22 protein-coding genes and 1 pseudogene are annotated in these 21023 nt (G+C 64.8%); 7 read left to right on the top strand and 16 right to left on the bottom strand.

Annotated elements, in window-relative coordinates; translation table 11 throughout:
• Position 1: 1 nt before the first annotated feature.
• Positions 2–1069, top strand: a complete 1068-nt coding sequence (locus B141_RS0129105; protein WP_237742839.1) for a hypothetical protein — start codon at positions 2–4, stop codon at positions 1067–1069.
• Between the two features lie 84 nt (positions 1070–1153).
• Positions 1154–1867, top strand: a complete 714-nt coding sequence (locus B141_RS0129100; RefSeq protein ID WP_020578717.1) for a hypothetical protein — start codon at positions 1154–1156, stop codon at positions 1865–1867.
• 45 nt (positions 1868–1912) lie between these two features.
• Here B141_RS0129100 and B141_RS0129095 read toward each other — a convergent pair whose 3' ends face one another.
• A complete protein-coding gene (locus tag B141_RS0129095) occupies positions 1913–2464 on the bottom strand; it encodes a phosphotransferase-like protein (RefSeq protein WP_040422654.1) in 552 nt (183 codons plus the stop codon).
• A gap of 85 nt (positions 2465–2549) precedes the next feature.
• Complete coding sequence (locus B141_RS0129090) at positions 2550–3536, bottom strand: GNAT family N-acetyltransferase (RefSeq protein WP_020578715.1); 987 nt, start codon at positions 3534–3536, stop codon at positions 2550–2552.
• 225 nt (positions 3537–3761) lie between these two features.
• Between B141_RS0129090 and B141_RS43390 the strand changes: the two genes are divergently transcribed.
• A complete protein-coding gene (locus B141_RS43390) occupies positions 3762–4538 on the top strand; it encodes a VOC family protein (protein ID WP_020578714.1) in 777 nt (258 codons plus the stop codon).
• Positions 4539–4592: 54 nt separating this feature from the next.
• Here the strand turns inward: B141_RS43390 and B141_RS0129080 are convergent, their stop codons facing one another.
• Positions 4593–5501, bottom strand: coding sequence for an HAAS signaling domain-containing protein (locus tag B141_RS0129080; protein ID WP_020578713.1), 909 nt, complete (start codon positions 5499–5501; stop codon positions 4593–4595).
• The gene (locus B141_RS0129075) at positions 5501–5824 is read right to left on the bottom strand and encodes a PadR family transcriptional regulator (RefSeq protein ID WP_020578712.1); all 324 of its coding nucleotides are present in this window, start codon (positions 5822–5824) and stop codon (positions 5501–5503) included. The genes B141_RS0129080 and B141_RS0129075 overlap by 1 nt, the downstream gene beginning before the upstream one ends.
• Positions 5825–5963: 139 nt before the next feature.
• Here B141_RS0129075 and B141_RS0129070 point away from each other — a divergent pair, with 139 nt between their 5' ends.
• Positions 5964–6725, top strand: a complete 762-nt coding sequence (locus tag B141_RS0129070) for a class I SAM-dependent methyltransferase (RefSeq protein ID WP_020578711.1) — start codon at positions 5964–5966, stop codon at positions 6723–6725.
• 343 nt (positions 6726–7068) lie between these two features.
• On the opposite strand, the pseudogene B141_RS48000 reads toward B141_RS0129070, so the two are convergent.
• Together B141_RS48000 and B141_RS46290 are read right to left on the bottom strand one after the other, a co-directional pair.
• Positions 7069–7334, bottom strand: a pseudogene (locus B141_RS48000) (transposase); the annotation flags it as partial.
• A gap of 74 nt (positions 7335–7408) precedes the next feature.
• Positions 7409–8557, bottom strand: coding sequence for an alpha/beta hydrolase (locus B141_RS46290; protein ID WP_157181378.1), 1149 nt, complete (start codon positions 8555–8557; stop codon positions 7409–7411).
• Positions 8558–8774: 217 nt separating this feature from the next.
• Here B141_RS46290 and B141_RS0129055 point away from each other — a divergent pair, with 217 nt between their 5' ends.
• The gene (locus B141_RS0129055) at positions 8775–9770 is read left to right on the top strand and encodes a hypothetical protein (RefSeq protein ID WP_202805958.1); all 996 of its coding nucleotides are present in this window, start codon (positions 8775–8777) and stop codon (positions 9768–9770) included.
• A 6-nt stretch (positions 9771–9776) separates the two neighbouring features.
• Positions 9777–10100, top strand: coding sequence for a GNAT family N-acetyltransferase (locus B141_RS53000; protein WP_084678595.1), 324 nt, complete (start codon positions 9777–9779; stop codon positions 10098–10100).
• Positions 10101–10384: 284 nt separating this feature from the next.
• Here B141_RS53000 and B141_RS0129050 read toward each other — a convergent pair whose 3' ends face one another.
• The 10 genes from B141_RS0129050 to B141_RS43380 form a co-directional block, all read right to left on the bottom strand.
• Positions 10385–11074 carry a PIG-L deacetylase family protein gene (locus B141_RS0129050; RefSeq protein WP_020578707.1) on the bottom strand — a complete coding sequence of 230 codons (690 nt, stop codon included), beginning with the start codon at positions 11072–11074 and terminating at the stop codon, positions 10385–10387.
• Positions 11075–11096: 22 nt separating this feature from the next.
• Positions 11097–11978: a carbohydrate ABC transporter permease gene (locus tag B141_RS0129045; protein ID WP_020578706.1), complete on the bottom strand. Its 882-nt coding sequence runs from the start codon at positions 11976–11978 to the stop codon at positions 11097–11099.
• Entirely contained in the window at positions 11975–12934 is a 960-nt protein-coding gene (locus B141_RS0129040; RefSeq protein WP_020578705.1) for a carbohydrate ABC transporter permease, read from the bottom strand. Before B141_RS0129040 ends, B141_RS0129045 begins: the two co-directional genes overlap by 4 nt.
• Before the next feature lie 22 nt (positions 12935–12956).
• Complete coding sequence (locus B141_RS0129035; protein ID WP_020578704.1) at positions 12957–14240, bottom strand: extracellular solute-binding protein; 1284 nt, start codon at positions 14238–14240, stop codon at positions 12957–12959.
• Complete coding sequence (locus B141_RS0129030) at positions 14237–15220, bottom strand: GNAT family N-acetyltransferase (protein ID WP_020578703.1); 984 nt, start codon at positions 15218–15220, stop codon at positions 14237–14239. Before B141_RS0129030 ends, B141_RS0129035 begins: the two co-directional genes overlap by 4 nt.
• Before the next feature lie 17 nt (positions 15221–15237).
• Complete coding sequence (locus tag B141_RS0129025) at positions 15238–16428, bottom strand: exo-beta-N-acetylmuramidase NamZ family protein (RefSeq protein ID WP_020578702.1); 1191 nt, start codon at positions 16426–16428, stop codon at positions 15238–15240.
• A 641-nt stretch (positions 16429–17069) separates the two neighbouring features.
• Positions 17070–17444, bottom strand: a complete 375-nt coding sequence (gene mscL / locus B141_RS0129015) for a large conductance mechanosensitive channel protein MscL (RefSeq protein ID WP_020578700.1) — start codon at positions 17442–17444, stop codon at positions 17070–17072.
• Positions 17445–17617: 173 nt separating this feature from the next.
• Complete coding sequence (locus B141_RS0129010; RefSeq protein WP_020578699.1) at positions 17618–18112, bottom strand: RpiB/LacA/LacB family sugar-phosphate isomerase; 495 nt, start codon at positions 18110–18112, stop codon at positions 17618–17620.
• 36 nt (positions 18113–18148) lie between these two features.
• On the bottom strand, positions 18149–20122 hold the full coding sequence (locus B141_RS0129005; protein WP_020578698.1) for a heavy metal translocating P-type ATPase: 1974 nt from the start codon (positions 20120–20122) through the stop codon (positions 18149–18151).
• On the bottom strand, positions 20119–20526 hold the full coding sequence (locus B141_RS43380) for an ArsR/SmtB family transcription factor (RefSeq protein ID WP_051114210.1): 408 nt from the start codon (positions 20524–20526) through the stop codon (positions 20119–20121). Before B141_RS43380 ends, B141_RS0129005 begins: the two co-directional genes overlap by 4 nt.
• A gap of 258 nt (positions 20527–20784) precedes the next feature.
• Here B141_RS43380 and B141_RS0128995 point away from each other — a divergent pair.
• The coding region (locus tag B141_RS0128995; protein ID WP_157180814.1) for an ArsR/SmtB family transcription factor at positions 20785–21023 on the top strand (239 nt) is incomplete at its 3' end.

Genomic DNA, 21023 nt, shown 5'->3' with positions numbered 1-21023 from the left:
GGTGAGTACCTTAAACCGTCGAGTGGAAGGGGTACGCCGCGTGCGCGCCAAGGGCATCACCTACGACACTGGCTTCGTCCGCCAAGGAGCGAACTCCCGTGAGCGTTTCGACCCGGAGATCGTCAAGCGCGAGTTGCGCATCATCCGCGACGACCTGCACTGCAATGCGGTCCGCGTCACCGGTGGCGATCCTGAACGGTTGGAGTTCGCCGCGACGTTCGCCGCCGACCTGGGCCTGGAGGTCTGGCTCTCGCCGTACCCTCTCGAGCTGACCACCGACGAGATGCTGGCGCTGTTCGCGGACTGCGCCGAGCGGGCGGAGCGGCTCCGGCAGCGGGGTGGCGAGGTCGTGTTCGTCACGGGCGCGGAGATGAGCCTGATGAACAAGGGGTTCCTGCCCGGCGACAACCTCGAGCAGCGGCTCGAACTGCTGCTGAGCCAGCCGCATCGCCTGCGCGAGCAGGCCGCCGAGGTCGGCGCACGCGTCAACGACTTTCTCGGCAAAGCCGTGGCCGTCGTCCGCGAGCGATTCGGCGGCAAGGTCACCTACGCCGCGATACCCCCTGACCGCGTCGACTGGGCACCCTTCGACATCGTGTCCGTGGATCTCTACCGGTCAGCCGAGATCGCCGATCGATTCGCCGAGGGGGTCCGTAACCTCGTCGCTCAGGGAATACCCGTCGCGATCACCGAGTTCGGCGCCGCCACCTTCCGTGGGGCCGGCGACATGGGCGCTCGCGGTCTGGAGATCGTCGAGTACGACAAGGACACCGGCGCGGCGGTTCGACTGAACGGGGAGTACGTCCGCGACGAGGCCGGCCAGGCCGCGTATCTGCGCGAGCTGCTGGAGGTCTTCGACGCCGAAGGTGTCGACAGCGCCTTTGTCTTCATCTTCGCGCTCAACGACCACCCACATCGGCCCGAAGGCGACCCCCGCGACGACCTGGACATGGCCAGCTATGGCATCGTCAAGGTTCTCGAGAACCGTCACGGAGACACCTACCCCGACATGCCGTGGGAGCCCAAAGCCGCGTTCACCGCCCTCGCTGAGCACTACCGAGGACTTTGAGACCTGCGACCTTGCAGGGCTCTGGCCGCTCACGTTTGGCATCCGCTCTCTGATCCGTCACCTGCTGTGCGCGAGGATGTGCGCATGTGGCATACGACACTGAACACGGTGCTGTCCATGTCGGGTTCCCGTCTGCTCGCACTCCTTGGCCTGCCCCGGTTGCCAGACGTACCGCCGCTGGACCCGGCGACGCACACTGCATATGAGGAGTTCACCAGCGCCTACGTTGACCCACCCGGCTCACCGGAACAACTGCAGCCGCCCGGGCAGACCACGACTTACCTGCGATGGCTCGCGAGGCACAGGCAAGTGCTGTTCCATGGCAGCCAGCGTGACAGCATCAGCGAGCTGAGGCCTGACCGCGAGTCCAACGGCACCACGGCGTTCGGTAGCCAGCGCGCGGTGTTCGCCACGGAGGATCCAGTCTGGGCAATGTGGTTTGCCCTCCTGACCCGTGGGCCAGACTTCCACTCAACCCGTAACGGCGTCTGGTCGGTACGCGGCAACAGCCAACATCGGCACTACTTCTTCTCGGTCAACAGCGACCAACCCGACGCGGAACTGCTGGCCGATGGTTGGGTGTACGTACTCCCACGGGCCGGCTTCATGGCCGAGCCCGCCGTCGCTGGACTCCTGCAGTCGGGCCAGTGGGTCAATGCCAACCCAGTCAGGCCGCTCACCCGGATCCCTGTCGCGCCCGCAGACTTCCCGTTCACCGACATCATCGGACGCCACTCCGGCAGCGAATCCATGCTCCGCACGCTCTGGAACACACGCTCGGCCTACCGCCGTCGGTGAATCCACCTCCTAAGAGTGGTGGCTGCACCGAGTCCGGGTCCCCACTTAGTACCTGGAGGCCGATAGATCGCTCAGGATCGCCTCTACTGTCTCTTCCGGCGTTTGAGAACTTGAATCGAGCCACAAGCCCCGGCGAGGTGTGTCCCGGAGTGCGAGTCGCATTGAGGCAACTGCCTCGGCGAGTGTCATGCCAGGCTTTTGCCAATCACGATAGGACGTCTTGCCCCTACGAATTTCTCGCTCCACGATGGCCTCGACCGACGGATCAAGGACCACCAGGTGACGTTCGGCGTTCTTGATCGACTCCATCCATCTGGTGACATCCTCGCCTAGAATGATGTCGGTGTAGACGAAATCGAATCCGGCCTCCGCATAGTGTTGTGCAACCAGCGCTGCCGCGTCGTATCGCAGGCGCACCTGACGGACCGCTTCTGGATCCGGGTCGGGAGTCATGTCAACGTTGCCGGCCACGACCATCCGGTAGAAGACGTCACCATCGAAGGCCGCAGAGGGCGTACCCAAGCGAGCCGCAAGCAGTGGTCCAATCGTCGACTTCCCGGCAGCCTGCATGCCCGTGACCATCACGACTTTTCGCATGGTCGCCAACCCTGTCACAACGGGGACACAGGGTGCCAGCGGGGCGCCTCCCCGTCGGTCGTAGGTGCCTCACCAAGAAGGAGGTCTACTGCGATTGGAAGATGCTGTAGTCGAGGTCGTCATTTGCCCAAGTGACGTGCGGATCGATGCGTCGGTGAAGGCGGTGCCGAATCGGCGTGAAGCCGTGCGAGCGGTAGAACGCGTCGCTGATGAGATTGGACGATGCCCAACCGACGGTGCAGTACTCATATGCGCGGTCGGCGGCCCAGCGCAATAGCACATCGAGCATGGCCGTCCCCATACCTTCGGACCTGACCGACTCCGCGACGATGTTCATTCCGATCACCACGGAACGGGCGTAGGCGTTGTCGGGTTGGGCGGACATCATCGCCACAGGGCGTTCGCCGTCATCGATCACAAGGACAGTTGCAGCGTCGTCCTCGATTGCCCAGATCAGGCTCTCACGAATCCGAGGTACGTCGAGGAGCGCTGGCTGGAACATCGGCGTGCGGGAGTGAAACTTCGTTAGCTCGATGGCCAACTGAACAAGCTCGTCGATGTCCTTCGGAGTAGCCACTCGGACATCTCGTACGTCTCGTCCGTCGTCACCTGCCGAGGACGGGACCTCCCTGTCGCCTATCGCGACCGCGCCCTTGATCTGATCGACGCCGAACCCGAGTTCAAAGAACGTGTCGAGAGCTGACGGCACACCCGCCGGGACAGGCAACGAGTGATAGGTGCAACCCACGGCCACGAGCTTCTCCGCGATCGCTTCGTACATCCGGCGGTAAGCGGGTCGAGCATGGTCAGGACGCACCGCATGGTGAGCTGGCCACAGCCGCACTGCCGTCTGACCAGGCACCGGCGGCAGCGGCGCAACCATGAACCCAACGACCGCGGACTCATCGACTGCGACAACCCCAGGACCACTTCCGATGACAGAGTCCACTGCCAGCCGCGCGGCCTCGCGATCCGCCAACGACGAAACCGGGCCGGAGCCCGACATGTGCAGCTCCGCGACTACCTCTGCTGCGGACTCGACGTGGGCGGCGCTCAGTGCGATGACCTTCACTATCGACCATCCTTCCGCGGCCAGCCCTGGTAGGGATCGGGAGGCTCGAAGGGCTCAGCCTTCCGAGATCTTTGAGGAGCGTACCAAGTGCCTGCGTCGACACAGGCGGCCAGAGATGCTTGGCGGCCATGTCGGGCAACTGCCGGCAGGTATAGGACACAAGACGTCGTATACGTGCTGGCAGCCTGGGCAACCGACGGCGATACGAGCAGGAGGAGTCAAGCGATGGTCGGTCATCTGAAGTGTTTGATTCCGACGATCGGGTCTCCCCGGTCACTGAACGGGAAGGAAGGGCGGTACGAGCTCGCCGCATTCTTCGGCGAGTTGCTCGGTATGAAGGTCGTCAACGAGGGCTGGCTGTTGATCGCGGAAGGATTGCCAACCGATGGCATCAAGTTCTTCCTCGCGCTCGACGGTGACGGCTGGTCGGATGAACGACCTCCGCGCTGGCCAGATCCGGAGTATCCACAGCAGATGCATCTGGACGTGCTCGTACCCGACGCGAAGGCCGCCGACGCGCTCGTCACCGGCATGGGCGCAAGCTTGTTGCAGGACAACACCGACTTCCGGGTGTACGCCGATCCCGTCGGTCACCCGTTCTGCCTGTATCCCGACTCGTCAACCGAGAAGCCCGTGGTGGGGCGGGTAGTGTTCGACTGCCCCAGCCCGCGCAGCTTGGCGAGCTTCTACGAGGGATTTCTCCAAGCCCGGGGACGACTCGAAGACACACCGGAGCGGGTCGTGATTGACCTGGGCGACGAGATGTTGCCGCACCTGGCGTTCCAGCACGCGCAGTATCGCGCTGCCCGTTGGCCCGATCCTGCGTATCCGGCGCAGATGCACGTCGACTACCGGTGGTACGAGGAAAGCGAGGCGGGGGCCGCCTTGAAGCGTGCCGAACGTCTTGGGGCGATCCGGCTCCCCCAACTGGCCGACACTGAAATCTATGCCGACCCAGCCAACCACCCCTTCTGTATCCAGAACGCGCCTGAGACGCCGTAGCGAAGGGAAGGAGTCGAGGCGCACCTGGCCAGACATCAGGAGCTGCTACCGGCATCAGCCGAAAGGCCCTATGTCCACCGAGTGTTCTGGGCCGAGGGGCCAGAGGTCCGGGCCGAGGAGGTAAAGGGACACGATGATCACCACGATGAGGGAGACATTGATCGGGAACACGAGGATTCGCCACACACGTAGGCGGGCTTCCTGCCGCCCGAGAAGCACTGAGACCGCGATTGAGAGCAGAAGGGCCACGAACGCGGGCCAGTTGCGAAAGTACGTATAGAGTGCCGGGCCGTAGTCGCGGAAGCTGTCTGGGTACACATATGCATATGACCATTCCCAACCGCCGAAATACCACGGACGCCTTGACCCGCTGAAGAATTCAGCCCATCTGAAATCGAGGACTAGGTGAATCAGATGCACTGCACCCCAGGCGCGTAGGACCCACACCATCCACCGCATGATCCGCGCCCGGATGCTCAGCCCATCGCCCGTGAAGAGATTGCCCACCGCTGGGGGAAGCCCACGTCTGATGGCCAGGATCATAGGTACACCGGCAAGGCTCAGCAGAGCGGCACAGAGCAACGCCAGTCTAGATGGCCTGCCGACATTGATCACCGTGTCGACGGCCAACGCGGTCCAGCCTGCCGTGAGAGCGCCGAGCCCGATCCAGAACTGCAGGCTGGCCTTGTTGATGCTCAAACCCCAGCGCCAGAGCCGGGAGACCGAACGTGGCGTGCCGTAGCCCGCGGCCTCGCGCAGCTTAAGGGCGTACTCCTCCGGTGAACCGAGTCGGCGCCGCACCGTCTCGACGTCGGCGGCAGCGTCAAGCTCCGCAATCACTTCTGACAGGTGAGTCCGGATATCGCCGATCAGCTCGTTGCGTTCCGATGCTGGCAAGTCGTCGAAGGCGGCCTGGACGGCCGCGACGTAGACGTCGATCTCCTGCTGAATCGTTCTGGTCATCATTTCGTCTCCCCGATTAGGTCGTTCATCGTGGCGGTGAACTCACGCCACGTTTTCGCCGACGCCTCGAGCTGGTGACGGCCATGGTCATTGAGCCGGTAGTAGATGCGATGGGGGCCTGCATCGCTGGGTTCGACGTACGACGTCAGCAGTCCGGCCTTGAGTAGTCGACGCAAGGTGCCGTAGACCGACGCGTCGCCGACCTCACTGAGCCCAGCATCACGCAGGCGTCTGAGTACGTCGTATCCATAGCCGTCGCGGTCACGGAGCACCGCCAAGACGGCGAGATCGAGTACACCTTTGAGCAACTGGGTGACATTCATCTCCGAACCCTCTACTGGAGGCTACTCTGCAATGCAGAGTACAGCTCGTAGCGCAAGGTCGCTACCTCGACCGGCACACGGAGTGTCCGGTCGACGAATCTGGTTTGGCGGGCGCGCACGGGCTGAGTACGGTCCGGCCATGGACCGAATCCTTGCCCACACGCGGTTGAACCGGATCAGCTGGAATGAGATCGCCCCAGCTCGCCCGCAGCAACCACCCGAGTTCTTCCTCCAAGGTGGCTCGACCCTGGAGTACTACGAACCTGGTCAACTGCCAGACGTTGCCGGCAAGCGGATGCTTCACCTCGCCTGCGCCAACGGCAACGACTCGATCTCCTGGGCCTTCCTCGGCGCCTCGGTTACCGGCGTCGACATCAGTGACGTCGCGATCCAGTCAGCGAACACCCTCGCGCGCGCGACCGGGGCAGACGCGCGGTTCATCGCGGCAGATATGTACGAGATGCCCGCGGGCTTGCGTGACTTCGACGTGATCTATGCCAGCGCCGGCGTCGTGTGCTGGCTCCCCGATCTCGACCAGTGGGCCCAGATGATCGCCGACCGTCTGCGCCCCGGCGGCACCTTCCTGCTCAATGAGCACCACCCAATCTGGGAAGTTCTCGGCGTCCGCACCGACGGCGTAGCCGTAACTGTCGACTACTTCGGCCGCAATCGACCCACCACACAGACCTATGACCAGGCCAAGCGTCCCACCGGGTCCACACCCGAGACCTCGTTCGACGCCTTCCTATGGCCGGTGAGCGACGTCGTGATGAGTCTGGTGCGCGCCGGCCTGCGCATCGAAGAGTTCTTCGAGGCGCCGTTCCCCGACATGTTTGACGGACTCGGCGACGCGTCCAGCTGGCTGCCTGCGATCTATGTGATCAAAGCCAGGAGGGAGTGAGGTTGGCTGGCATCTTTGGGACGGCGAACGCCTGACAGACACACCCGAGGTCAGGGACCCCCTTCATCAACAGCTCAAGCGCGAACCAGCAGCTCCGCCCGCCGGGCTCTGGTGGAACGCCATCCCCGTCCGCCGCACTGATCAATGGTGGAAACAGGAGGTACGAACGAAGCTTGGCTTCTTGTCGCACTCCGTACCAGCAGACCGAGGTCACGGCGGGTGGCGATCCTTCGCTCTATCCAGGCCCCTGTCTCCTCGATGCGGCCGAAAGGCCCGCTACCGATCGTATGCGTCGCGGGATCGGTGAGGTTGCGGAAGCCGAGGGCGGAGCCGCCGAGGTGTGCTGCATCAGCTTGCGTCCCTTCTTCCGGTCGGGTTCGCGGTAGGCGGCGATCATCTGCTGGTAGATCCCCCAGGCCGCCTCGACCTCGACGTGCTCGTCGGCCGCGAACAGCGCGTGGAGTCGGTCCATCTGCTTTCGGTGAGCAGGCCGGCTCCGGTGTGCAGCGTTCGTCGCGCCGCATAGAGCGGGTCGCTCTTGCGGCCACGGTGCCCGTGGATGGCCTGCTGGACCCGGCGGCGGCACTGGTCGAGCGCGTCTCCCGGCAAGTGTGCGCCGATCGACAAAGGACCACCTGGATCAGTTCAACGACACCGACCCCCCCCACCTCAGCGATACTGCCCTACGGAGATACCTCCACAGTGACTCCCGAAGGTACAGAGCCCTTGAACGTGCTGTCGCTTCCGCCGCGCAGCCAGGCATCGAAGAAGGACCGTACGTACTTGTGGACCGACTGGGCAACCTCCGCGGCCGGAGCGGTACCGATTTCGTCCTCCACCGCCTGTGCGACCCGCGGATAGGCAGCTGCGATCTGGGCCAGCACCAGTCCGTCGTCGGTCAGGCCGCGCGCGGTAGTGCCTCGAACCCCGACGAGGGCTCGCCATGCCCCAGGTACTGGCCTGCTGAGAGTGCGCTCTGGTGCAATCATCAGCACCGGGATCCGGCCTGCAGCGGTGGAGTCCACAATGGACGGAAGTGCACCGACAGACGCGATCGCGTGTACGCCGGCTATCGAGCTCAGCTGCGCCAACTGAGGTGTTCCAACCCCAGTCCAGCCAAGCAACCCCACCTGTTCAAGATTCGCCGCTCGGGCGACCTCAGCGTCGATATCAGCCAGGTGAGCAGCGACGTACTCAATATCGCGGACCCGCGTCTCGTCTGCAACATCCCTCGGTACGTCAGCCGTGGCGTCCTCCGGTTCGACGACACGTCGCTTCGGATAGAACTCCACGACCGCGCTGTCATACGGATGATCGATCGACACAACGACGTACCCGTGGCTGGCCAGATCCTCGGCAAGTCCCCGGTAGGAGGACCGCATCCGATCGGGTGCAGCCGAGAGGATCACCACCGGGTAACGCCCGTCGGCCACCGGCGCCCACTCATGGCCGTGGGTCCGAAACTGCCAGTTGACTTCATTGGGAACAAGCCCAAGCCGCTTCTCCTGCTTGGGCGCCCATTCGAGGATTCCCAGCTCGGTCGCGGCGTTCGACAGGTAGTAGTGCTCGAGGGGTAGCGACTTCCGCGTCGCAGGATAGTGCACGTCGACCATGAGTTCGCGCGACCTCGCCGGCGCCCAGGGGTCCCGCCGGCTCGTATCCATCAGGATCTTCCGGCGAGCGCCGACCGGGTGCGACCCGGTAAGACCTTGCAATGAAGGGCTGAACGTGTTCTGCCACCCACTCGTCTTTCCATGCGAAGGCATGAGCAGAGTGGTCGCAGCCGCCAGTGCGAGCGCCGCTATCGCGGGCAACACGTGTCTCTTCAGCATGTATCCATGATGAGACCCAGAATGGATGACGACCCTCCACCTTTGGGCCGAGTTCGTTGCCTCCGGCGACAGGAAAATGCCCCGAATGGCAGAGGCGAAGATGCCGCGCCGTTGACATCCTCGACTTATGAGCTCTGGATGGATCTCGCAAGCGACCTCCGGACTGCCCTCGTGGCGAGTCTGGACGCCGGTTGCGGCCTCGGCATGGTCGGTCTTCGTGTCCGCGTTGGGAGTCTACTGGTGGGCCGGCGGAGCCGGGTTTCCGTTCGGCCGCAACGACGCCGAAGGGCCTGGCAACTCGTCATTGCTGACATGGCTCGACCCTCCGATCGGGGGAGCCGCTGTCACGGCCTTCGGGCTTGTCTCGCTCTTGGTGGCGGTCCTGCTGGACCGACGTGTCGTGAGCCGGCACGGACGGTCGGCCGTCCTGGGCACCGGTGGAGCCATCGCCGTGATCCTGGCCGGTGGCGTGCTGGACGCCCGCATGATCACGATGCTTCCTCCGCTTGGTCTGCTCATTCCGGTGCAGTGGCTCAGCGCTGACTGGCCGACCGTCTTCCGCGGCATAATCACCATTGGTGCCAGCCTGTTCTTCCTGGCTACAGTCGCATTCGCACGTCATAGCGCACCCGCCGACGCCGAGGCCAAGCGACGCGAAGGACTGCGGGCGCAGCGGTGGATCAAGGCCGGTCGCATCGCCACCTTCGTCGCGATGGCCTGTCCGCTCCCCTATGCAACGATTCGGTTGGCCTGGTCACGCGGATGGGCGTTCGGGGCCCCTGAGCCGTTCGTCGCATCTCTGCTGAGAAACCAGCCGGAGAACGTCTACATCGAGCCCACCTTGGCGGGATTCGCGATCGGCGGCGTGATTCTGACCTGGGGTCTCCTGCGTCGGTGGGGAAGGGTCTTCCCCCGGTGGATGCCGCTGGTCGGTCGACGTCCTGTCCCACTGTGGTTTCCCCTCTGTCTGGGCGGATCCGCTGTCATGGGGATTTTCGGGTTCGGCCGTTCGCTGCTGACCGGGCAGCTCGGCCTCCACGTCCCGGGCGAACTGGATTCGTTCCAAGCCTGGGGACAGCCCCACGACGGCTGGGCCTATTGGGGGGCCGGTGGCTTGGGCTGGCTCCTCTTTCCGTTGTGGTCCATCTCGCTCGCATTCGCACTGGTCGGCTACTACTACCGCTATCGGGAACAAGACATGGAGCAGGGCTGATTACTGGTGCTGGTTAGGTTCCGCGACGCCTTGCTCCCACGCCCATGCGGCAATACCGACGTGAAGAGCCAGATTGGCTACATGATTCGACGCGACAGCCAGGGACTCGGGTATGCCGCTGAGGCGGCAGTTGCGGTGATGTCCGAATGTGCCAGGGCCCAGCTCGGTCGCGTGAAGGCTACCGTACGCCCCACTAACGAGGCCTCAATGCGTGTCCTTGAGCGAATCGGCATGAAGTTTGAACCGTACGGAGGAAGACGACCGGGGAGCCTTGCTCTTCCTCTCTCGAACCTTCGGCGGAGTTGGCCAGGTTTAGTACCACAGCCGTAGGTCGTGATCTCGGCTGATCAATTTGCGACAAGGGCTCTGGGATATCGAGTGTTGCCGCGCTAGCCGCTGCGCTCAGCTCGAATTGGTCAGCCAGCCTCAGTGACGGTCTATTCAATGGGACCGCGGATCGTTTAGTGAACCCTCTCGAGAGGTCACGGAAAGCAATTCATAGCTACATACAATTACATTCCGGGGAGCCTTGGAGTAGGCTACCCCCACCCTGGATCGACATCAACCAACGCCCCATCCGCACCTAAAACTACAGCCGCAGACCGGAGTTGCGGCTATGGCCCGGCCAGCACCGTCGCCGGTGAGCTAGTGTCGGCGAAGGCGCAGGCGCGCTTCTGACCGGCCAGGCAACCTCGCATTGTCATCAGGGCCGTGTAGTAGTCGATGTAACGGAAGCCGTAGGTCTCGCCGCGAGCGAACGCCTGGCCCTGGATCGCCTTCGCCCACAGCTCGAACCCCTCATCTGGGATCGTGACATACAGCGAGGGTTCGAAGCCTTCCGCGTCTTCCCAGTTCTCCGCGTACAAGAACCGCTGGACGCTGTGTCGCGGCAGTTCGTGGTCGATCGGAAGCGAGGCGAGGAACCGCCCCCGCTCGGCGATCCTCGCCGCGTGCTCGTGGTCGCGGTGGATGCTGCGCTTCCAGTGCGTGATGATCGTGTCCGGCGTCGTCTCCCGGATGATCGACGCGACCTGCATCGCGGCTTCGTCGTTGTCGGGCAGGAAGCCGTCGCTGTAATCAAGGACGCGGAAGTCCGCTCCGATACCGGCGGCGAACGCCGCGCCTTCGGCGATCTTCTGGACCTTGTACTCTTCCGGGCTGACTCGCGGGTGGCCGCGCTCCCCGTAGGTCAGCGCGACGATGGTGGCGCTGGCGCCTTCGAGCACCAGCTTCGCCAGGGTCGGTCCGGCAGTCAGGTCCATGTCACCGATATGGCCTCCGATGGCGAGTACCGACTTGCTCACATTCTCTCCAAGCCTCGAGGGGTCACTTGAGCCCGCTGAGCACGACGCCGCGGACGTAGTACTTCTGGAACACCAGGAAGATCGCCAGCACCGGCAGCGTGCTGATCACCAGTCCAGCCATCACGATCGGCATCGTGCGGTCGGGATCGAGGAAGCTCTGCAGCAGCTGGATGCCCACCGGCAGCGTCATGAGGTCCGGGTTGGAGGACGAGATCAGCAACGTCCAGATGTATTCGTTCCACATTCCAATGAACGTGATCAGCCCCAGCGTGATGGCTACCGGCCTGGTCTGCGGCAGGACAATCAGCCGCCACGTCTGCCATTGGTTCGCGCCGTCGATCCGCGCGGCTTCGAGCATCTCGTCAGGCAGCGACACCATGAACTGGCGCATCAGGAAGATTCCGAAGCCACTGACCGCAAACGGCAGGATCAGCGACACGATCGAGGTGGTAAGCCCGCCGTCACCCCCGCGACCGAGCACGTCGTTTCCACCGACCAGGGGCCAGTTCAGCATGATCAGGAAGTCTGGGATCAGCAGCAGGAACGGCGGCAGCATCATCGTCGCCAGGATGAACCGAAAAATGATCGCTCGGCCGCGAAACCGCAGCTTGGCGAGCGCGTAGCCGGCCATGCTGGAGGTGACAAGCACGCTGACTGTCACCGCCACCGTCACGATGACGCTGTTCCGGAAGAGCCGGAGCAGATCGAGCTGATCGAAGGCGGCCCGGTAATTGGCCAGGTCGAAGGAGTTCGGCAGCAGTTGGTACGGCAGCACGCCGTACTCCCCCGCCCCCTTGAACGAGCTCATCACCATGTCCAGGAAGGGCATCACCATCGCGACACCGCCGGCGATCACGACAAGGTAGGAGAACCACGGGAACCGGCTGCGTCGACGTGCCCTCATGAGGTCTCCTCACCCTTGCGACGGGCGATCCACAACTGCAGCAAGGTGATCAGAAAGATGACCACGAACAACACCATCGCCATCGCGCTCGCCGTCCCCCAAGCTCCGAACTTGAAGGCCTGCTGGTACATCTCGAACGCCGCGACATTGGTGGCGTTTACCGGACCGCCATCAGTCGTCATCACGATGATCAGCGCGAACGACTGCAGCCCACCGATGAACTGCGTGATCAGCACGAACAACAGCGAAGGCCGCAACAGTGGCAAGGTGATCTGCCAGAACATCTGCCACGAGTTCGCACCGTCCACCTCGGCCGCTTCGTAGTAGGTGCCGTCGATCGCCTTTAAGCCCGCGATCAGGATCAGGACAGCACCACCGATCGACGCCCAGGCGTGTACGACCGTGACCGCCGGCAATGCCAGGTGCGGATCGGACAGGAAGCCGACGCTGTTGACACCCAGCTTGTTGAGCAGGCCGTTGATTAGCCCGGCCGGCTGGTACATCATCTTCCAGATGTTGCCGATGGCAACCACGGTGGCAACCACGGGGAGGAAGTACAACACCCGCCAAAACCCCTGGAACCTCAGCCGGTCGATGCACGAGGCAACCAGTAGCGATCCTGCGGTGGCGAGCGCAACCGATCCGAAGGCGAAGAGCAGGGTGTTCACCAGGATCGGCTTGACGAAGGCCCCGTCCGGCTTCAGGACGTCGGCGAAGTTGTCCAGCCCCGCCCAGCGGATGGTACCGAGGTCGAAACCGCTCCAGTCCGACACCGCCAGAACCAGCGCGAACAGGAACGGCAGCACCAGGAAGACCCCGAAGAACAGCAGCGCTGGTGACAGGAAGAGGTACGCCGCAAGGCTCTCCTGCCGCGCCATCGCGGACCGCCCGGCAGATGCCTTCCCCGGTGGGTGGCGAGCACTGTCGTGCACCACCATCTCGGTCAAGGCTGCCATCGCGACTCCCTTCTCTCGGTCGTCACTGCGGCTTGACGCCCTTCACCGCTTCGGCCAGCGCATTGTCTGGGCTCTGCTCATTCACCAGCACCGTCATGATCGCTTTGTGCAGTGCGGTTTTCGCCTCGTAGGCGCCGACGAGGTTCGGCTCCGGCATCGCGTACTTCGCGGCGTCGTAGATAGGGATCAGGTTCGGATCGGACAGGGACTTCTTCAGGGACTCGACGTCCGCCGTCCGCGGCGGGATCAGCCCCATGTCGGCCATGTACTGGCCCATCCCGGTGACACCCTTGTCTGTCTTGTGCTCGTTGAGCCAGGTGAGGAATTTCCAGGCCTGCTCCTGGTGCTTGCTGCGCTGGTTCACGCCCATGAAGAAGCCGTACGCCAGCGAGCCTTTGCTGCCGGCGGCCGGGCCCGGAACGGGTGCCACGCCCACGTCGGAGTACTTGCCGCCCATCTGGGTCTTCAGGCTGCCGACCCACCAGCCGGCCTGGATCGCCATTGCCACCCGCCCGCTGCGAAACTGCTTCGTAGGTGAGATCGAGGTGTCGGTGGACTTGGCCTTGGCGAGGTCGGCCTCGAGCCGCAACGCGGCCTTGCCCTTGGCGTCGTCGAACGCCGCCGTGCCGTCCGGACCAAGGAACTGGCCACCGGCCGAATCCAGCAACGACAGGAACGGGTGTACCGACTTGTTGTCGCCGTCCTGGATCAGGCTGATGCCTTCCACCAGCACGTTGCCGTTCGCATCCCGCTTGGCGACCTTCTGGGCGTCGGTCTTCAGCTCATCCCAGGTCGCCGGCGGATTCGTGATTCCGGCCGCTTTGAGGATCGTCTTGTTGTAGAAGAGCACGTAGGTGTTGAGCTCCGTCGGGAAGCCGAGCAAGGTATCGCCGGTGGTGACCGCACCCTGAGCGGCCTCGCTGTAGCTGGCCTTGATGCTCTTCTGGACATCGTCCGGCACCTTCGCCAGCACGTTCGCCTTCTCCAGTTGTCCACCCCACAGGCCGTATGCGCTGACGATGTCGGCACCTCGACCTCCGGTCTGCCGCACCATCAGCGTGGTCAGCAGGTCGTCGAACTTGACGACCTCCGACTTCACCTGGATGTCTGGGTTCTCCTTGTTCCATTGAGAGATCATCTTGTCCAGCCCACCCTTGGCCGGCTCCGAGCCGTAGTGGCTCAGCAGCGTGAGCTGGACGGGTCCGCCAGCCGATCCGGCCCTGGAATCGCCGGACGAACACGCCGGCAGAGTGAGTGCGAGAACGCCGACCGCGATTGACAGCGTGGCCCTGATGGTGAGCCTCATCGGTTTCCTTCCTCATTGGCCCGGGCCAGCCGAGCCCGCAGGATTGTGAACGTCCGGGTAATCGTGAAACCTGTCTTGAGGTACAGCTGTCCGGCCGCCGACTTCTCACTGGTCCACAGGAACCACGCGCTGTGGGCGCCGATCGCCCGCATCTGCTCCAGGGTGAGGTGCAGGAGGACCTTGCCGAGCCCAGTGCCCCTGGCCTCCGGGACAACACCGAAGGGCCCGAAGCGCTCCGGAACGCCCTCGTACGTGCCGTGCATCGCCCAGCCCAGCAGGGATCCGGACGGGTCATGCGCGACGACCATGCGGGCAAGCGGCAAGCCCGCGACAACCGCCTCGCGGATCGCCCGGGCCCAGTCCGGGTTGAAGACCGAGCCCGCCATATCGACGAGCTCGACGAGGTCGTCACCGCTGGGTGCGCCGAACCGATAACCAGCCGTGCGCAGCTCACTGATCCGCGCTCGTACATCGGCAGGCATCTCATAGTCGACCAGACTGCGATCCATCGCGACTGCGGCGTACTGGACGCCGAAGCCGAGGCCTTCCAGCAGTGCCCGCGCCCGCGGATAACGCTTCACATCCAAGCCGGGCAGGAAGTAGTTCGGTGTGTAGGACGAGAAGTACACCTCCTCGCAGCCCTGCTCGGCGAGCCAACCCATCGCGCTGGTCAGCAGCGACCGGCCGAGGCCATTGCCCTGGTAGGCGGGACTGACGAAGAAGAAGGGAATCCATCCGGCCTGTGGCTCCAGGTCCGAACCGTAGGCCGCGATCCGTCGCCGGACGGCATACGCGGCACCCACGATCCGGCCGTGCTGCTCCGCGACCCGCAGTCCCTCAGCATCGAAGTTGCGATCAAGCAGCACCAGGTCGCGGAACCGGTCGTAGGTGATCGGGTCGCCCGGCGCGGATTCCGTCCACGCCGCTGCCAGCCCCGGCCCGTCGCCGACGGCGAAGCTGCGGATCTGGACCTCGGCCATGCTGCCTCCTCGGGAAATCAGTCGTACAGGAGTGCACCCGGCGCGACCCAGCTCTCCGGACCTTTGACGTCAGGCAGCACGGTGGTCGGGTCCACACCCGTCGAAAGCGCTAATCTGAGCGAGTCGCTGCCCCAGAGCCGATCGAGCGGATAACTCTCGCCGGGGTTGTCGACGCCTCCACCGCGCGGCACAACGTCGACGTCGTCCGGGTACAGCTCACGCAGAACCGCCAGCATCACCACCGCTGTCCGGACCGGGTCAAAGGCGACTCGGTCATACACGTGAAGTTGGACTCCGGCCAGCAGTTCGCCGGCGTACTTGTGGAACGTCGGCGAGAAGGTGGTGAACCGAAACCGCACCCCGGGAAGCTCCCGCTCAGCCAGTGCGGGGGCGAGACGCCGGTCGACGTACGGCGCTCCAATGATCTCGAAAGGTCGAGTGGTGCCGCGACCCTCGCTGAGGTTCGTCCCCTCGAACAGACCCGTTCCTGGATAGACGAGAGCCGTATCCAAGGTGGGAATGTTCGGCGATGGAAGCACCCACGGCAAACCGGTCTGATCACCGAAGGTGTGGCGTCGCCAGCCTGTCATCGCCAGCACCTGCAGGTCCACTGGGCTTCCGAGCAGCTCAGGAACAAGGGTCGCGTTCAGATGCCGGGCGAGTTCGCCGGCCGTCAAGCCATGCCTCACGGGTATGGCGGCTCGTCCCACGAAACTCTCGAAGCCCGGCTGCAGCATCGGGCCCGCCGCTACGTGACCACCGATTGGATTTGGCCGATCGAGGACGACAAAGCGTCGGCCGGTCCGGCCGGCCGCCAACAGGCAGTCGAACATCGTCCAGACGTAGGTGTAGAAGCGAGTGCCGATGTCCTGGATGTCGAACATCAGCACGTCAATGCCGGAGCTCTCCAGCAGCCGGTCAAGAGCCGCGCCGGTCTTCAGATAGGTGTCGAAGACCGGCAACCCGGAGTCGGGATCCAGATCCGCGGCTTCGCTGCCACCAGCCTGTGCTGTGCCTCTCAGCCCGTGCTCCGGGCCGAACAATGCCACCAACGGTACGCCGGCATCGAGCAGCGCCGTGAGGTTCTGGCGCAGGTCTGGCAGCACTCCGGTGTGGTTCGTCACCAGGCCGACTCTCTTGCCAGCAACGAGATCGGGCTCCGCGCACAGCCGGGCCACACCGGTCAAAACCTCGCTGGGAGTTGTCATAACGGTGATCTCACTCGTCGCATCCCGGGGTCGTCGGCCAGGAAGGAACCGTAGGAAAGTTACCGATGCGACCCTACTGGGGTCAACAAGCGACGAGCATCCCGCACTGGCCAGACATTGACCTCGAGGCGAAATGCCTCACGGCAAATCGGGCGCGGGTGGACCGCCGAGGGCTCGTCAATCGAACGTGCATGTCGCGACCGCGACCGGGTGTACGCTCCGACCGAGTACTGGTTTCTGTCACGAGCTGATTGGCCATGCGGGTACATCACCTCAAGTGCGGCACCATGCGAGGACCAGCCGACCGACGTACGACACATCGTGCTCACCCGCCATGAGCCGCCTGACCAGCGGCGAGCGTAACCGCTACCGCCCGGGCCAGTGGGCCAACGGGCCTTCCTGGGCGGCGTACGACGAAACCAGCGGCGACGACTGATTCGGCTTCGCCGCGGCACGCAAGCTCACCGACGGCCTGCCCCCGCAGATCCTCCTGATCCCCCTCGACGGGCACAGTCGCGGACATGTGGGTGTGGCCGTGGATACCTGGCCCGGCTGCGTGAACTCCGCGCGGCTCACGACCATCGGGTTGAGGTCTTCTGCGCCCACGACCCGGTGGAGCTGGAACGCTACGGCGCAATCCCTCAGTCTTGTGAGCGTTGACGTTCGGCGAGAAGGTCACGGATCTCTTGCAACAGCCGGACGTCGTCGGCTGGCGGCGCTGGTTCCTCACCACGCGACTGGCGTTCCTTGAGCTTGTTGTACGGAACGACGATCAGGAAGTACACCACTGCGGCCAGGATGAGAAACGAAACGATCGCGGTGACCAGGGCGCCGAGGGGAACACCACCTGGCCGCCAGCCCGTGAAGTCCGGCTGACCGCCTACCTTGCCAATCAAGCTCAGGACCACCGCGACCGCGCTCGTGACGACTATGCCGAACGCCGCGGCCATGACGAACGCTACCGCGAGCTCCACGAGGTTGCCCCGCATAATGAACTCTTTGAAGCCCTTGAGCATCGCTTCTCCCGCTCCGTGCGCTGAAGGCGCCAACTGGCGATGTACCCCCCGTGCCCGCCGGATGAAGGTCCGTAACTGCATACGCGGGGAAGAACTCGACCGCACCTCACGCGGCAAATTTGTCTTGCATGGTGGGGTTCATTGCCGAGACACCGCTGCCACGCCACGGAGCTTCACGGCGTGCTACCTCCCTTCGGTCCCGGCGAGTCATCGGGTCCAGTACGAGCCGATCGCTCCATGTCTGAGAGCTGCCGCACCCGCCGACGGAAATCCGGGTCGGTGCTGAAGCTCGCGGCGAGGTATGCGGCAACAACGTCCTCGGCGATCCGTGGCCCGACGATCCAGGCTCCGAGACAGGCGACGTTGACGTCGTCGTGCTCGACGCCCTGCCGGGCAACGTGGGTGTCGTGGATGACCGCGGCGCGAATGCCCGGCACCTTGTTGGCGGCAATCGCGGCGCCAACTCCGGTACCGCAGACGAGGATGCCGCGGTCGGCCCGCCCAGAGGTGATCAGGCCAGTGACTCGCTGTGTCATGAGTGGGAAGTCGACGGGCGTGTTGTCTGTCGTGCCAACGTCAATCACCTCGTGGCCGAGCCGGCTTACGGCGTCGACGATCAGCGGCTTGAGCGCGTATCCGGCGTGGTCGTTGGAGATGGCGATGCGCATCGTTAGCGGCTCCTATCCGCGCAGTCCTGTGTTTTTCTATGTCGACACTCCCGCCGGAGCGGCAGCCTCGGGAGTCGGCGAGATCGTGCCGGGCCTGGATCCCAGCGGGCGGGCCCGCCCGGCACGTACGCCATTGGCGATGACGAAAATCTCTGCAACCTCATGCACCAACACCACCGCGGCCAGACCGATGGCACCGACCAGAGCCAGCGGCACCAGAATGGCGATGATCGCCAATGACATCCAGACGTTCTGCAACATGATGTGACGAGCCCGGACGGCATGGTCGAACGCTTGGGGTAGGTGTCGTAGGTCCTCACCCATCAATGCGACATCGGCGGTCTCGATGGCGACATCGGTCCCCATGGCACCCATTGCGATCCCCAGATCGGCGGTCGCGAGGGCCGGGGCGTCGTTGACGCCGTCACCGACCATTGCCATTGGCCGCTCCCGGCCGAGCCGCCGGATCAGGTCAGCCTTGTCCTCGGGGCGCAACTCGGCGTACACCGCGTTCGCATCGATCCCCGCCTGCAGCGCAAGCGCGGCCGCGGTGGCCTGGTTGTCGCCCGTCAACATGGCAACCTGATAGTGGCTTCGGCGCAGCCGGGCGACCACCTCGGCAGCTTCGGGGCGCAGCTCGTCGCGGACGGCGATCGCGCCGATCACCTGGCCGTCGTCTTCGACGAGTACGGCAGTGGCGCCCGCCCGCTGCATCCGCTCCACCTCGCTGGTGAGCCCGCTCGCCTCAAGCCAGCCGGGCCGGCCGAGCCGGACCGTCCGTCCATCGACACGGCCGACCAGCCCAGCACCGGTCACCGCCTCGACCTCGGTGGCCGGCCGCGGATCGTTGACGGAGGCGAGGATGGCGCGGGCGAGAGGATGCTCGCTGCGCGACTCCAGCGCGGCCGCCACCGCGAGCACGTCGTCAGGGCTGGCGCCGTTCGCCGTTGCGACCTCGATGACCACCGGCTGGTTCCGGGTCAGCGTTCCGGTCTTGTCCAGCGCGATCCCCCGGATACGACCCAACGCCTCCAGGGCGGCACCGCCCTTGACCAGGACGCCGAGCTTGCTGGCGGCGCCGACCGCGGCGATGACGGTGACCGGCACAGCGATCGCCAACGCGCAGGGTGAGGCGGCCACCAGCACGACCAGCGCGCGTTCGATCCAGGTCACCGGGTCACCGAACAGGCTGCCCAGACCGGCGATGAGTGCCGCGGCGATCATGATTCCGGGCACCAAGGGCTTGGCAATGCGGTCCGCTAGCCGTTGACTGGCGCCCTTGCGGGCCTGCTCAGCTTCCACGATCCGCACGATCCGGGCCAGCGAGTTGTCCTCGGCGGTTTTGGTGACCTGGACTTCGAGTACGCCGGTGCCGTTGATCGAGCCCGCGTACACCTCGTCGTTGACACCGGCCTCGATGGGTACTGACTCACCGGTGATCGCCGACACGTCCAGGGCACTGAATCCGCTCCGGATAATGCCGTCGGTGGCGACCCGCTCGCCTGACCTGACCAGCATGACGTCACCGACCCGCAACCGCGCCGGGGCCAGGACAACTTCGGAACCGCCGCGCAGCACGGTCGCCTGCTCCGGGACCAGGGACAACAACGCCCGCAGCCCGCGCCGGGTGCGGGCAAGGGAGTATTCCTCCAAGCCCTCGCTGATGGAGAACAGGAACGCCAACATGGCCGCTTCGCCTACCTCGCCGAGGATGACCGCACCGACGGCGGCGATCGTCATCAGCGTGCCCACGCCGATCTTGCCCTTGACCAGGCGCTTGAGCGTGGACGGGACGAAGGTGTACGCACCGGCCAGCAGGGCCAGCGCTTCGAGCGCAAGCCCGACAGATTCTGGGGCGTCGACCCAGCCGGCAGTAAGGGCGGCAAGGAGCAGTACGCCAGAAACGGCCGCCGCCCGTAGCTCGGTTACCTGCCAGAGCCGTTCCGGCTCGTGTTCCTCAGACCCTGCTGCGGCACGGGGCTCATCGTCGCCGCAGCACGCGTCGCTCACCGGGCAGCGCCCGAGCCTGCGGGGTCGGGACCGGCTGCTCTGGCAGTGATGCCGTACGTCGGGCAGAGCGCAACCGCGTTTCCGGTCGCCGCCAGCAGCGTTTCGGCAGCCGCCAACAGGTCCAACAGCTCAGGACGGGCCAGCGAATAGAACACCTGCCGACCCTCGGGCCGACCCTCGACCAGGCCGCAGTCACGTAGGCAGGCCACATGCGCCGAGACTGTGGACTGCGCCAGCCCCAACTCGGCAACCAGATCAGCGACCCGAGCCTCGCCGCCCGCCAAGAGACGCACGATCGCCAACCGGGTGCCATCAGAAAGGCTGTGGAACAGCGCCACCGCCGAGTCCAGGCTCACCCCCGACCCGCACGACGACCGGCAAAGATCTTCGCTTTTCATCGCCATTCGACGATGATAGCCCCTTCGGGCGATGATCGAGCGGGGGTCGCAGCCCTGGCTTGATGGATTGCTCTTTCGCGCCGGGGCTGACCCGTGTGGCCATGGCTGGCGGCGGGCATACCCGAGGCGACCGGGTTGACACGCGAGCTCCACCTTCTCCAAAATCGACGTGTGAACAAGTCTTCAGATGAGCGTGTGTCGGCGATCGACGGTTGCAGCAACCGGCTGGTCGACCCGCACCGCGTGGCAGCCGTGTGCGCGCGGATGCCCCACGACACCGACGTCGTCGACACCGCGGACGTGTTCAGCCTGCTCGCCGACCCCGGACGGCTACGNCTGCTGGTCGCCCTCCTCGACGGCGAACTCTGCGTGTGCGACCTGGCCGCGGTCACCGGACTGAGTGAGTCCTCCACCTCACACGCCCTCCGCCTACTCCGCGCCCACCGCGTCGTCTCCGTACGCCGCGACGGGCGGATGGCCTACTACCGCCTCGACGACGCCCA

Source organism: Actinopolymorpha alba DSM 45243 (assembly GCF_000373925.1).
Taxonomy (GTDB): Bacteria; Actinomycetota; Actinomycetes; order Propionibacteriales; family Actinopolymorphaceae; genus Actinopolymorpha; species Actinopolymorpha alba.
Note: the sequence above shows the minus strand (reverse complement) of the source record. Positions and strands in the feature narration are given on the sequence as shown.